The organism is Shewanella sp. c952, from assembly GCF_019654975.1.
Taxonomy (GTDB): Bacteria; Pseudomonadota; Gammaproteobacteria; order Enterobacterales; family Shewanellaceae; genus Shewanella.
This window is the reverse complement of sequence record NZ_BPEW01000020.1, coordinates 24,897-38,894: the sequence shown is the minus strand read 5'-3', so window position 1 is coordinate 38,894 and position 13,998 is coordinate 24,897. Positions and strand designations below refer to the sequence as shown.

Sequence of the window (13,998 nt, the reverse complement as noted above, 5' to 3'; positions counted from 1 at the left end):
TTCCCTAGCCTGTGAGTCATTATGCCAAGTCATTCTTCACGATGTTTTTACCTCTTCACCTCTGGCATATCTTTGCCGTTGTTGGCTGGAAGTTTAGCCGTAATACTGTTAACAGGATGCCAACCAAATCAAGCTAATATAGATAAAGGCGGCGCTGATGATGATGGCTTTACCGCGGCAAGTAGCCACACCATCGATGCAAATAAAGCGCTGTTAGAAAAGCTTCCCTTTAGCGACACCCAGGACTTTAAAGACGCTAAACGCGGCTTCATTGCCAAAATGCCAAAATTGGTTGTTACTGACCCGCAGGGAAAGATAATTTGGGATAGACCTGGATATGACTTCATTACTGGAGAAGCCCCAAACAGCGTCAACCCAAGCCTTTGGCGCCAAGCAACATTAAACAACATTGATGGCCTATTTAAAGTCACCGAAGGCGTTTACCAACTGCGAGGCTTTGATTTAGCCAATATGACAGTGATTGCAGGCAAAACAGGCTGGATAGTGGTTGACCCACTAACCACCGCTGAAACAGCCAAAACTGCATTTGAGTTTCTTAACCAACAACTAGGACAGCGACCGATTAGCGCCATTTTATTTACCCATAGCCACATGGATCACTTTGGCGGCGCGCTAGGCTTACTTGAAAATAATACCCCAAAAAATCGCTCCCTGGATGAGATAGACATAATCGCACCCGCTGGCTTTATGCATGAAGCCACCAGCGAAAATGTAATGGCTGGCACCGCAATGAGTCGCCGCGCTATGTACATGTATGGCAAACAACTTCCTCGCTCAGTAAGGGGACATATTGGTTCCGGTTTAGGTAAAGAGCCCGCTTTTGGTCAGTTTGGAATTCTAAGCCCCACTACTGTTATTGAGCATGACTCAGCACAGCTCATCGATGGCGTGCCATTTGAGTTTCAAATAGTCTCTGGCAGTGAGGCGCCAGCGGAGTTTACTTTTTACCTACCTGAGCAACAGGCTTATTGCGGCGCAGAACTGGTCTCTAAAAACATGCACAACTTGTATACTTTGCGCGGAGCAAAGGTTCGCGATGCGCTAACATGGAGCAACTCGATTGATAAAGCGCTCAATGCCCAACGCGATACCAAAGTGTATTTTGGTAGTCACCACTGGCCCATTTGGGGGCAAGAGCCAATCAATCACTTTTTAGAAACTCAGCGCGATACCTATAAATATATTCACGACCAGTCTGTGCGCATGCTTAATGCTGGGCTTACTCCAGCAGAGATAGCCGAAGCGATTGAGATGCCGCCGGTGCTGGCAAATACTTTCTCTAGTCGCGGTTATTACGGCACCGCTAAACACAATGCGAAAGCAGTTTATCAAGCTTATTTAGGTTGGTACGACGCCAACCCTGTTCACTTAGATCCGCTACCAGCAGTCGACTCAGCAGAAAAGTATGTCGCCTTAATGGGCGGCGCAGACAATATTATCAAGCAGACTGAAATCGCCATAGCAGACGGCGAATATCGCTGGGCGGCAGAGCTCATCAACCACCTTGTAGTGGCAGATGATAGCAACAGATACGCTAAAGAGTTGTTGGCTTCAAGCTATGACCAACTTGGATATCAAGCTGAGTCAGCACCTTGGCGTGACGTGTACCTGAGCGCGGCATTCGAGCTACGTCACGGAGCACCAGAGAAAGGAATCGATCTCGCGTCAATGAAACAGATCTTACTGCGATCGCCAGTCGAGAATTTTATGCAGTCAATGGCATCGAGAGTGATTGGTCCTGAGGCGTTTGGTGAGGAGTTTGAGCTTAATATCTACTTTACCGACCTTGATAACAACTATGTGCTAACACTGAAAAATGCTGTGCTGCACCATAAGCTCGCCCCTAAATCTTCTACCGCTAATGCCACGCTTAATATCAGTCACGAACTGTTTATCGACCTGATTATTGGTAATGCTGGCGTAAAAGATGTGTTGTTCTCAGATGAGTTAGAAATTGAGGGTAGTAAGATTGATTTAGCCAGTTTCTTCTCCAAACTAGATAAACCCAAAGGGGTATTTAATATCGTCACGCCATAATTGTCAGCGGTAATAAACACAAAACTCAATCACTTTCGGTAGGCATTCCGAACGAGGCCAGCATCAGATCCAAAGTAAATTGGCTGACTATTCCGCAGAGTTTATTTAGATAATATAAACATAAAACTGCCAATCAAGACCTTATAATGAGAAAGGATTAGAAGCAGCTGCTTCAACTCGGAGTTAGCTTAAAAGTAGCCAAAAAATAAAGCCCCACAAGGGGCTTTAAGTCAAATTTACAGCTTGTTTACTTCTTCCACCGAGGAGGCCATTCCCATCTATTATTGTCAGCATAAAAAGACAAAAAGATAATGATGGTACCTCCTATAATAAAGATTAATAGGCTAAAAATTTCGCTGGTTATAAATGACAAAACTAAGGTCATTAGCAAAATGAACACAAATAAAGTAAACCACTTAAATTTGCTTAGATAATTAAATTTATTCAATCCATTCCTCCACAGCCTTTATTAATGGATCCTCAGCCCTGCCCTTATCTAAGATTTAGCTCTGATCCAGTTATCATTCACAGAGTGTCTCTCTGCTTCCCAACCATCTGGTAAGTCATGCAAAGTATCAATTGTAGAGTCTCTCTCGACCAAATGTCCCATCCCAACAAGATGACCGTGTTCATCATGATCATCTTGACCACATAAGCATTGCCATTCATTATCTTCATGAACTACATATAGTACAGGACGTGAATTATCAAAAATATGAGGGCATACAAATACCCCTAAGTTAGATACAAAGTTCATCATTCTGTTATTAGCCAGCCACTATAAATCAATAACATAGCCAGCTTCCATCTCAATATCAACTGATACTAACTTACCCTACTTCTGCAAAAGCACTTTCAATACTTATTGCGGAAAAACAAAAGGTAAAATGGATGAAGCCAAAACAATGTGCTCGAAGACGTAACTAGCTAACTCTATCGGGAAATAGAGGGAAATTTGGCAAAAAGTACTGCTTAAAATTAGCTGGTTTGCATAAATTGACAACTGTTGGAAAAGCGCCGTCGTCGTTTAATTAAGTGCTCGCAGTAACTATTTTGCTTCTGCAACGTGCCAACCAGACCATGGAATAATGACAAAAAGCCAGTCTCTAATGAGGCTGGCTTTCCTTATGGCTAAGCTCAAGATTTAATCCAGCGCGATCCAAGTCGCTTTAATCTCGGTGTACTTATCAAACGCATGTAGCGATTTATCGCGGCCGTTACCCGATTGCTTATAGCCACCGAATGGTGCGGTCATATCACCACCGTCATAATGATTTATCCATACCATGCCGCTGCGCAAGGCTTTGGCGGTTTTGTGGGCTTTGCTAATATCAGCGGTCCACACGCCAGCGGCTAAACCATAGATACTGTCGTTTGCTATCTCAATCGCTTGTTGCATACCATCAAAGGTGATCACCGATAACACTGGGCCAAAGATCTCCTCTTTCGCTATGGTCATCTTATTATCAACACCGGAGAAAATAGTCGGCTCAACATAGACGCCGCCGCTGTCTTGCATCACTTGGCAGCCGCCAAAATCTAGCTTCGCGCCCTCATCTTTGCCCGATTGAATGTAACCCAGCACATTGTCGAGTTGCTGCTTATCAACCACCGCGCCCGATGTGGTATTTGGATCGAGTGGATGACCCGGCTGCCAAGCTTGTAACTCTTCAGCAATCAGGCCGATAAGTTCATCTTTAACGCCGGCTTCAACTAATAAACGCGAGCCTGCTGTACATACTTCGCCTTGGTTGAACGCAATGGCGCACGCTGCGGCTTGAGCGGCCTTTTTAAGATCGGGGGCATCATTAAATACGATATTCGGGCTCTTACCACCCGCCTCTAACCAAACACGTTTCATGTTTGACTCACCCGCGTAAACCATCAGCTGTTTGGCTATCTTGGTCGAACCGGTAAAGACTAAGGTATCAACGTCCATATGCAGCGCTAAGGCTTTACCAACGGTATGGCCAAAACCCGGCAGTACGTTGAGCACGCCTTTAGGGATCCCCGCTTCAATGGCAAGCTCTGCCATACGTATAGCGGTTAGTGGTGATTTTTCAGAAGGCTTTAATACCACACTATTACCCGTTGCCAATGCAGGCCCCAATTTCCAGCATGCCATTAATAGCGGGAAGTTCCATGGCACAATTGCAGCTACAACACCGACAGGCTCACGAGTGATCATACCGATCTCGTTATGGGCAGTAGGCGCGATCTCATCATAAATCTTGTCTATCGCTTCACCTGACCAGCGGATAGAACGCGCAGCGCCAGCAACATCCACGGCACGGGAGTATTGAATAGGTTTGCCCATATCAAGGGTTTCTAACAGCGCTAACTCATCAACATGCTCTTCGAGCAGATCGGCAAAACGGATCATAACCTGTTTACGCTTAACAGGAGGCAGGTTTGCCCACACACCACTTTCAAATGTTGCTCTGGCATTGCTAACTGCAATATTAGCATCAGCCTCATCACAGCTCGCCACTTTAGCCAACACTTTGCCATCTATCGGACTAATGCAGTCAAAGGTCGCGTTCGATTGTGACTCAACATATTCGCCAGCGATGAACGCTGAACCATTAATAGCGATTGAATCTGCGAGTGCTTGCCACTGGCTGCGGTTTTCGGGTGTGCTCATGATGACCTCTTAACGCTGTATGTAATTATTAGAATCGCTTTAAATGTGCTCTTTTTGCCTATAAACGGCAATAGAACCCAATAAGGTGTTGAGCAAGATTACGCTTAACCGCCCCTAAATTTCAATATATTTTACAAAAAGTTCATTTTTGCTATAAATAAATGCACAAAAAGCTTTCATGTTCATTATTTCTGACATAGCATAGCAAATATCAACCGCTCGATTAAAAAAGCAACACTTACTAGGGGCTGTTGATCTTTCGAGCTTAGTTTTTGTTCGAATTCAATTATTTTAGTACAAGGCTTGAGCGATGATGCTTAGCTGGCTAAGCGAAAAGCTCGTAACGAAGTAATAAAAGAATTGAAACGAACCCAAAGGGCCGCGTTTCTTGGCTATTTTGACTGTGTTGTAGACTATTTGTGGAGAAGAACTAAACGGCATAGCCTCCGCCTTGTCACAATAGCCAATAAACTTCGGCAAAAACAACCGTGAAAGATCAACAGCCCCTAAAAAACAACAATAATTAAACTGAATCAAGGTAGATGATATGGCAGATTCACAGACGCACCACCACAGCGAAACACCGTCTTTATCAAATTACTGGATGCCGTTTACGGCCAATAGACAATTTAAGTCTAACCCCAGAATGTTGGCTCATGCCGAGGGCATGTATTACAAAGACACTGCTGGTCGCCCCATATTAGATGGTACTGCAGGACTTTGGTGCTGCAATGCTGGTCATGGACGAAAAGAGATCTCTGAAGCCGTTAGCAAGCAGATCCACGAGATGGACTACGCGCCCTCTTTCCAAATGGGTCACCCGCTTGCTTTTGAACTAGCTGAACGTTTAGCACAGATAAGTCCGGAAGGGCTGAATAAAGCCTTCTTTACCAATTCAGGTTCTGAGTCTGTTGATAGCGCCCTTAAAATTGCCCTGACATATCATCGCGCCAATGGTGAAGCCACTCGTACACGCTTTATTGGCCGTGAGCTTGGTTATCACGGCGTCGGCTTTGGCGGTATTTCAGTCGGTGGTATTGGTAACAACCGCAAGACCTTTAATCAGCAGCTACTACAAGGTGTTGACCATCTACCCCATACGCTTGATATGCAAGAAAATGCCTTTTGCCGTGGCATGCCAAAGACTGGTGCAGAAAAAGCAGAAGTGCTTGAGCAGTTAGTCGCCCTGCACGGTGCCGAGAACATCGCGGCGGTGATTGTTGAGCCTATGTCAGGTTCTGCTGGCGTTATTTTGCCACCAGAAGGCTATTTGCAAAAATTACGTGAGATCACTAAAAAGTACGGCATCTTATTGATTTTTGACGAAGTGATCACTGGCTTTGGCCGTGTTGGCGATGCCTTTGCCAGTCAGCGCTGGGGCGTCACTCCAGATATGCTCACTACCGCAAAAGCACTCAACAATGGTGCAATTCCTATGGGTGCGGTGTTGATTGACGACGCTATCTACGACACTTGCATGCAAGGACCTGAAAACGCCATCGAGCTGTTTCATGGTTACACCTACTCAGGTCACCCAGTGGCAGCCGCAGCCGCTATTGCCACCCTAAATATCTATGAAAACGAAAAGCTGTTTGAACGCAGCCGCGAACTTGAAGGCTATTTTGAGGATGCGGTGCACAGCTTAAAAGGCTTGCCCAATGTCATCGATATCCGCAACACAGGCTTAGTCGGTGGTATTCAGTTTGCCCCTAGCGACAAAGGCGCAGGCAAGCGTGGCTTTGGCATCTTTGAGCACTGCTTTGCTAGTGGCACCTTAGTGCGCGCAACGGGCGACATTATTGCCATATCACCGCCGTTGATCATCGATAAACAACAGGTCGATACCATCATTAATACCTTATCGGATGCGATTAGCGCTGTCGGTTAATCCCATAGCCTGTTGCCTTAATTGTCCGAATTTGCGTGATAACAGCATCAGGCTAGTCCATTAAAACCTATTCACACCATTGGCTCCCTACAGGGAATTACAATTAGGATTTTGCGTTATGCCTACGATTAACCATTACATTCATGGCGGCCACACTGCGCCTAGCCAACGTACACAAGCAATTTTTGAACCAGCAACAGGCGAGCAGCGCGGCAGTGTCTCATTAGCCAGTGCAGCAGATGTTGCTGGTGCTGTAGAGATAGCAAAAAAGGCCCATGAGTCTTGGTCAAAAGTCACTCCGCTTAACCGTTCACGAGTGCTATTCAAATTCAAAGCACTGGTCGAAGCCAATATGGATGAGATGGCAGAGCTGATCACTCGTGAGCACGGCAAAGTACTGGATGACGCAAAAGGTGAGATCATTCGCGGTCTAGAAGTGGTTGAATTTGCATGTGGTATTCCGCACCTATTGAAAGGTGAGCATACAGAGCAGGTCGGCGGCGGTGTCGATGCGTGGACCTTAAACCAATCATTGGGTGTTGTTGCAGGTATTGCACCGTTCAATTTCCCAGTGATGGTACCCATGTGGATGTTCCCAATTGCGATAGCCTGCGGTAATAGCTTTATCATGAAGCCATCGGAGAAAGACCCAAGCTCAGTAATGCGTATGGCTGAACTACTTACCGAAGCAGGATTACCTGATGGGGTATTCAACGTCGTTAATGGCGACAAAGAAGCGGTAGATACCCTGCTAACGCACAAAGATGTGCATGCGGTTAGCTTTGTTGGCTCAACCCCTATTGCAGAATACATTTATGCCACCGCTTCAGCACACGGTAAACGTGTTCAAGCCTTAGGCGGTGCTAAAAACCACATGGTATTAATGCCTGACGCCGATCTTGACCAAGCCGTTGGCGCACTTATGGGTGCGGCCTACGGTAGTGCTGGCGAACGTTGCATGGCGATATCAGTGGTGCTAGCGGTTGGTGACTCTGGCGATGCCCTTGTTGAAAAGCTACTGCCACAAATAAAATCACTAAAGGTCGGAAACGGCGTAACACCTGAGATGGATATGGGCCCTCTTATCTCGGCGCAACACTTAGAAAAAGTGACCAGCTATGTTGAAACGGGTCTCAACGAAGGTGCCAAATTACTTGCCGATGGCAGAGCGCTAACTGTTGCTGACCATGAACAAGGTTATTTCTTAGGTGGCTGTTTGTTTGACCATGTCACCCCTGAGATGACTATCTATAAAGAGGAGATCTTTGGCCCAGTCCTCGCCATTGTGCGCGTAAAAGACTACGCCGAAGCGTTGCAACTCATCAATGACCATGAGTTTGGTAATGGCACCGCCATCTTTACCCAAAGTGGTGAAGCGGCGCGTCATTTCTGCCATCACGTGCAAGTGGGCATGGTTGGGGTGAACGTACCAATCCCTGTTCCAATGGCTTTCCATAGTTTTGGTGGTTGGAAGCGCTCACTGTTTGGTCCTTTGCATATGCATGGCCCAGATGGAGTACGCTTTTACACCAAACGTAAAGCGATTACCGCTCGCTGGCCTCAACCAAGTAAGCAAGCCAAAGCAGAGTTTGTTATGCCAACAATGAAATAACCGATTGATGCGCAGTTAACGCTGCGCATTTGTCGTTGTTATCACCCAGCAACATAACTCATGCAAGTAAAGGAAATAGAGAGTCCGATGAGCATAGGCATTGATTCAATTATTGATTTTTCGGCCATCAATACTGCCGTAGAACGTTACAAGCTAGCTGCAGAAAAACTGCTTCAGGGCGACCCTGAACAGCAGCTGCAAAACCATTACTCAAGTGATTGCGACCAGTTTCATGCAGGAGTTTGGCAAGGTGATATTGGCCGCTGGAAAGTCTGTTACAGCGAACATGAATACTGCGAAATTCTATCCGGGGCGAGTGTCGTCACCGACAACGATGGTAACCAAACCACCGTAAAAACAGGTGATAGATTTGTGATCCCAGCGGGGTTTGAGGGTACCTGGGAGGTACTTGAAGATTGTCGCAAAGTGTATGTGATTTTCGAGCCGACTAGGCGCTGAAATCATTTTTAGCCATGAGGTCGTAGCAAACGCTGCTGTTTGGCAAAACCATAAGATGCTTAAAACATAATAATGGAGCGTCTAAGTCAACATAGTAAAATGGAGATACTACCGTGTATAAGAAATTAAATAAAAAACGGATTGCCCAAGTTGTCGGTCTAACCTTATCAACAGCGCTAATTGCACCACTTGCTCAAGCAGAGTTCTCTGGTGAAATTGGAGTCACCAATGATTATCGCTTCCGTGGCGTATCTCAGACTGCGGGTGATTTTGCCGTTCAGGGCAGTGTTGATTACAGCATGGAAAATGGTATTTTCCTTGGTGTGTGGGCAAGTAATGTTGATGATGCTAGCTACGATGCCGATGTAGAAGTTGATATTTATGCCGGATATGCAGGGGCTTTCGGTGCCGATGAAGAGTGGGAATATGACGTTACATTGACCTACTACACTTACCCAGGACAAGATGAAAGCTCACAGTATTTAGAAGCTTCAGTCGGCTTATACTATGGCGATTTCCATCTTGCGCAGTGGTATACCAATGATTATTCCAATGCAGATGTCGCGTTAAACTATACCGAGCTTAACTACTCCTATGAGATTTTTGAAAACTGGAGTATTGATGCTCACGTAGGTTACAGCTATGGCGATGGAGCTGACTATGATTGGGGTGAAGACTACGCCGATTACTCTATTGGTGTCTCCACAGAACTTGGCGGCGTAGCGCTGTCTCTAGCTTGGTTAGATACCAACCTAAGTTCAGACAATATCATCGACTCGTCTGAGCCTTGGAGAAACGATGGCACAGTATTAGCCTCAGCAAGCTACGCTTTCTAATACTACTTTTACCTTGTTTCCCCCACCCATAAAAAACCGCCTGCAGGCGGTTTTTTATTAGTTGAATCATATTCAACTATCTAAGTTTTGGCATTAAAACAACTTCACCATCGGTGATCTTCCGACCGACTTCACGCCAATGTTCACTCAAATTTGCATGTTCATCACTGCGCTCGGGGAAAACACGAGTTAGATTATCAATTAACTCGGCCTGCTGTTGACACAGCTCTGCCCACCTTTTTGCGTTGGAAACGCTCATATTGTCATCCTTTACCGAAAAGAATAGCCAGCCATCATTCCTTGGCCGCTAATACACACTGTATTAACTATCTGAATTGCATAATGCAATTAGCATTAATATATCCTATTGATTAAAAATTACAAATCTTGGCAAACTGTGCTCTGCCCACTTTAAAAAAACAATCAGCCAGAGTATCTTAGGTGATAGGACTAGGAGCAGTTGATCTTTCGAGCTTATTTTTTGTTCGGTTCTTTACCGTAAGGAATAATGCTTCTAGTACAAGGCTTGAGCGATGAAGCTTAGCTGGCTAAGTGAAAAGCTCATAACACATTCTAGTCATAAAAGAATAGGTGCATAGAATCGAACCCAAAGGGCCGCGTTTCTTGGCTATTTATACTGTGTTGTAGACTATTTGTGGAGAATAACTAAACAGCATAGCCTCCGCCTTGTCAAAATAGCCAATAAACTGCGGCTAAAACAACCGTGGAAGATCTACAGTCCCTAAAATAGAAGGAATAGATATGACGCCAACGCTACTCAAAATCGCTTTTATAGCTATCGGTATCTTCATTGTCTACAAACTAATTTTCAGCGGTAAGAAGGGGTTAACCGTTTTTGAAATGCACTTTAAAGAAGGCAGATTAAGCTCCCACAAAGGTAAGATCCCCGAGAAGTTTGAAAAAGAGTGCCGCGCTATCGCCAAAGCCAACAAACTGACCTGCACCATTAGAGCTGAAAAACTCAATGGTGTCAGATTGCATGTATCAGCCAATGTCGGCGATGACATTACTCAAAGAATTAGAAACATATTCCCCTTTGAGTATTACGATAAGAAGCAGGTCGACAACAGTCGTAAAAGCTCTTAATTACCAGCTATAAGCTAGAGCGCTCACGCTGTAGTGCTCTATTCTTTTGCTTTACTAGCCTGCTCTTTCTTGTCAGCTTCCTTCACCAGATCGTCATTAATAATCGGGGTATTGTCACTCATCATCGGCGCTTGCCGTGAGCCCATCACATCATCATCTGAACTAGCTGAAACCGAGTAACTGGCATTAGAGCCACATGCTGACAACAGTATAAACAAAGATAAAACTGCTAAATGTTTCATTAAAAAATTCCTTTTAAATAGACGAGTGCTAGCAGCATAAATGAAATATCTAAAAAAAGTTAGCCATGTTTTGCCAGAAAATGTGTCTACTGATTGAGGATTGATTAGCCCAAAATAGATCAATGATTTCGTTACTCTGTATCGCTTTGTTTAGCGATCACCAAGGTCACCTCAGCCATGGTGATCCCAAACTTAATAATATCGGTGCGATTAATAATGGTATTTTCATCCACTAAAAACATCCAATCATCAAAGCGAACTTGGTATTCGCTGCCATCGACCGGCAGTATCATTTCGTATTCCCACTGCAATGCCATACCTACGGCACGGCCAGTAGCTTCGCCAAGAATATCGTTTGCAGTACCGGTGTAATTGCCATTGCCGAGGCTGGTGATATTCCAAATACGGATCTGTTTCTCACCATCATCATAGACAAACCACTCCTTTATCTCACCGACATCACCGTCCCATTTAGCGATCATCTCAACGGTAAAACGTCGCACCACATTACCGCTATAATCTTGCACTATTCCATGAGCCGTTAGCGGCCCATTGAAGAACTGTTTCAAATCTAGCGCGGGTGTGCTGTCTTGGTAATCTTCTATATCACGGCTGCTACAGGCGTTCAGTAGTAAAGCCGTGCCGAAAATAGCAAACGCTTTAAGCAAAGTGCTAACGCGAGTTGAGATCCGCACACTCGATTTAAACTGATTGATGCTGCTTAACATTCGCATGCGATCTCCCCTAACAGCTGTTTACGTAATTCAGGTCGGCTGGTTTGAGATGATAACCAAATCGCGAGAAAATCTTCGCTAAAGCCTTCCGGCATCAACTCTTCTAACGGCTTACCGTTAAAATAAAACTGGCTACTCTCGGGGCTTAGCACTTGCAGACTCAAGGTGTCTCCTTCGTTCACGTCGGGCCATAGTTCACTAAGCGATGCTTGCCACTGAAGTTGACGGCTTTGATCCAATTGCAAATGTTGCCATTGGTCGACTGTCGCTTCGAGTAAGCGCTTACTGGGGATATCTTGGTAGTACTCAATCTCCAGTACCATTGGATAAGTACCTTGATGGTATTCACCATCTACGGTTAGTAGACGAGCTCGGTAAAGTGTGAACCACCACCATTCCATCTCACCTCTGCCCACTTCCTTGAGAGACGTTAGCTCTGCTGTTGAGTTCATCGCAGAGTTTTTGCTGTTAACGAGCCGGGAGCTAGCAGGTAGGGCCTGCAGCTCTGTTGAGCCAACAGTGCGCAACTGCGGTTCATCAAAGCCCTGTTGAGCCACAGAGTTAGTGCTAATTGCGGCCGCAAAACATATTGCAGCTCGAAAAAGGAGAGAGGATCCCATGATAACCTTCCTGTAAGGGTATATCAGCCGGGTTGACGCTTTAACGTTGCCTGCTGACAATAACAAATATAGGAAATATTACGAGCCAGACACTAAATAGGATCATTACACTGGCTAAATACTCTTGTGGCAGCACAACCGCATCAAAGCGTGCTCCGGCGAGGTAACTGATACAACCAAATACACCACCAAGGATCGCATTGATATAAAAAGGCAGTCTTTGAGTAAAAGCTAAGCTATAGCGCAGACTTATAGCAAAGTGGCACCAAAGCAGCCCGAGCCAGTATGGCATTTGTTGGAACTCAAACAGCTGCATATAGGTAAGAAGCGAGTCGATAATCACCCCGCAAGCAACCACTTTAACCATACTCAGCAGATCTGATTGCCTATGACTCGATAATGCAAAGTGCAGCAGCAATAACCCTGAGCTTATTGCTATTGCGCTGTTCTGGTACAAGATAGATAACCACCACACAGCTTGAAACATCAGTAAATTAATCAGATTCAGCTGTGTTGTGGTGAGTTTTCCTATTCGAGCGAGTAGCATCTTAACGCTATAGCTCAGTTCGATATTGTGGTCTAACGGCAACCAGATGCACCGTGCTGGTCGTGCGCTCAAGGAACCCGCCTTCACAGTAACTAAGGTAGAATTTCCACATTCTGATAAAGTCATCGCCATAGCCAAGCGCTTTGATCTTTGGCAGTGCAGCATCAAAGTTATTCTGCCAATCTTTCAGGGTCTTGGCGTAGTCGAGCCCCATGTCATCAACAGACCAAGTGACAAAATCAGTATGCTTGGTTAACTCGTTCGTCATGCGGGTCACTGACGGTAGGCAGCCACCGGGGAAAATATAGCGCTGAATAAAGTCGACACTTTTTCGGTAACTATTATAACGTTGATCAGCAATGGTAATGGCCTGAATAAGTAGTCGACCATTGGGCTTTAATAGTGATTCAAGTTTCTTAAAGAACCCTGGCAAAAACTCATGCCCCACAGCTTCAATCATCTCGATGGACACCACCCTGTCGTATTCACCCGTTAGTATTCGGTAATCATCTTTGAGCAAGCAAACGCTCTCAGCTAACCCCTCTTGTTCGACTCGGCTTTTGGCGTATTCAAACTGTGCATCTGAAATCGTAGTAGTGGTCACTTTAACGCCATAGTGTTTTGCCGCGTAAATAGCTAATGCTCCCCAACCCGTGCCGACTTCAAGCAGAGTTTGCCCCGCTTTTAAATCCAATCGCTGGCAGATAGTTTCAAGCTTATGTTGCTGCGCCTCATCAAGCGAGGCATCGGCGTGTGGATATAACGCGCTAGAGTAGAGCATCTCTTTATCTAAAAACGCTTGGTACATGTCATTACCCAAGTCGTAATGCGCTAGAATATTCTTTTTTGAGCCCTCTTGAGTGTTACGGTTAAACAGATGCCCAAGTCGACTAAATGGCGTGGTTAACCAAGATAATTTCTGCTCAAGCTTATCGAGTAGCGGTAAATTTCTAGCGAAAATCTGCACCACTTTGGTCAAGTCTGGGCTACTCCAGTGGTGCTGAATAAAGGCCTCTCCTGCACCAATAGAGCCCGACAGTAATATCTGTCGGTAAAATCGTGGATGAGTCACTACCAAGGTGGCATGCAGATCAGAGTCTTTGTTACCGAACTCATAACTGCTGTCTCCATCAATAAGACTCAAGTGCCCATCAGCTAGCGCAGGCAATACACTTAGAAACAGCTTTTTGGCTAAATTATCCGGTAAACCCGCGCTCGCCAGATTTTTCTTAGTTGCTATATTTTCCATTA

General features: G+C 45.3%; 13 protein-coding genes. 6 read left to right on the top strand and 7 right to left on the bottom strand.

Annotated elements, in window-relative coordinates; translation table 11 throughout:
* The first annotated feature begins 21 nt into the window (after positions 1-21).
* Positions 22-2,058, top strand: coding sequence for an alkyl/aryl-sulfatase (locus tag K5R16_RS13845; RefSeq protein ID WP_220738149.1), 2,037 nt, complete (start codon positions 22-24; stop codon positions 2,056-2,058).
* A gap of 1,144 nt (positions 2,059-3,202) precedes the next feature.
* Here the strand turns inward: K5R16_RS13845 and K5R16_RS13840 are convergent.
* Complete coding sequence (locus K5R16_RS13840; RefSeq protein ID WP_220738148.1) at positions 3,203-4,702, bottom strand: aldehyde dehydrogenase; 1,500 nt, start codon at positions 4,700-4,702, stop codon at positions 3,203-3,205.
* Positions 4,703-5,249: 547 nt separating this feature from the next.
* Here K5R16_RS13840 and K5R16_RS13835 point away from each other — a divergent pair.
* From K5R16_RS13835 to K5R16_RS13820, 4 genes are all read left to right on the top strand, one after another.
* Positions 5,250-6,590, top strand: coding sequence for an aspartate aminotransferase family protein (locus tag K5R16_RS13835; protein ID WP_220738147.1), 1,341 nt, complete (start codon positions 5,250-5,252; stop codon positions 6,588-6,590).
* Between the two features lie 118 nt (positions 6,591-6,708).
* The gene (locus tag K5R16_RS13830; protein ID WP_220738146.1) at positions 6,709-8,202 is read left to right on the top strand and encodes a CoA-acylating methylmalonate-semialdehyde dehydrogenase; all 1,494 of its coding nucleotides are present in this window, start codon (positions 6,709-6,711) and stop codon (positions 8,200-8,202) included.
* 87 nt (positions 8,203-8,289) lie between these two features.
* Entirely contained in the window at positions 8,290-8,661 is a 372-nt protein-coding gene (locus K5R16_RS13825) for a cupin domain-containing protein (RefSeq protein ID WP_220738145.1), read from the top strand.
* Between the two features lie 113 nt (positions 8,662-8,774).
* Positions 8,775-9,497 (top strand): TorF family putative porin, encoded by a 723-nt coding sequence (locus K5R16_RS13820; RefSeq protein ID WP_020914179.1) that lies wholly within the window; start codon positions 8,775-8,777, stop codon positions 9,495-9,497.
* A gap of 76 nt (positions 9,498-9,573) precedes the next feature.
* Here K5R16_RS13820 and K5R16_RS13815 read toward each other — a convergent pair whose 3' ends face one another.
* Positions 9,574-9,756, bottom strand: coding sequence for a hypothetical protein (locus K5R16_RS13815; protein ID WP_220738144.1), 183 nt, complete (start codon positions 9,754-9,756; stop codon positions 9,574-9,576).
* 503 nt (positions 9,757-10,259) lie between these two features.
* On the opposite strand from K5R16_RS13815, the gene K5R16_RS13810 reads away from it, so the two are divergent.
* Positions 10,260-10,604: a DUF3634 family protein gene (locus K5R16_RS13810; protein WP_220738143.1), complete on the top strand. Its 345-nt coding sequence runs from the start codon at positions 10,260-10,262 to the stop codon at positions 10,602-10,604.
* Positions 10,605-10,642: 38 nt separating this feature from the next.
* On the opposite strand, the gene K5R16_RS13805 is transcribed toward K5R16_RS13810, so the two are convergent.
* The 5 genes from K5R16_RS13805 to K5R16_RS13785 all read right to left on the bottom strand — a co-directional run bounded on the left by K5R16_RS13805 (position 10,643) and on the right by K5R16_RS13785 (position 13,996).
* Positions 10,643-10,846 carry a hypothetical protein gene (locus K5R16_RS13805; RefSeq protein ID WP_220738142.1) on the bottom strand — a complete coding sequence of 68 codons (204 nt, stop codon included), beginning with the start codon at positions 10,844-10,846 and terminating at the stop codon, positions 10,643-10,645.
* A gap of 131 nt (positions 10,847-10,977) precedes the next feature.
* Positions 10,978-11,574 (bottom strand): DUF3833 domain-containing protein, encoded by a 597-nt coding sequence (locus K5R16_RS13800; protein WP_220738197.1) that lies wholly within the window; start codon positions 11,572-11,574, stop codon positions 10,978-10,980.
* Positions 11,568-12,200 carry a chalcone isomerase family protein gene (locus tag K5R16_RS13795; RefSeq protein ID WP_220738141.1) on the bottom strand — a complete coding sequence of 211 codons (633 nt, stop codon included), beginning with the start codon at positions 12,198-12,200 and terminating at the stop codon, positions 11,568-11,570. The genes K5R16_RS13800 and K5R16_RS13795 overlap by 7 nt, the downstream gene beginning before the upstream one ends.
* A 40-nt stretch (positions 12,201-12,240) precedes the next feature.
* A complete protein-coding gene (locus tag K5R16_RS13790; protein WP_259649881.1) occupies positions 12,241-12,789 on the bottom strand; it encodes a DUF2878 domain-containing protein in 549 nt (182 codons plus the stop codon).
* The gene (locus K5R16_RS13785) at positions 12,755-13,996 is read right to left on the bottom strand and encodes a cyclopropane-fatty-acyl-phospholipid synthase family protein (RefSeq protein WP_220738140.1); all 1,242 of its coding nucleotides are present in this window, start codon (positions 13,994-13,996) and stop codon (positions 12,755-12,757) included. Before K5R16_RS13785 ends, K5R16_RS13790 begins: the two co-directional genes overlap by 35 nt.
* Positions 13,997-13,998 lie beyond the last annotated feature (2 nt).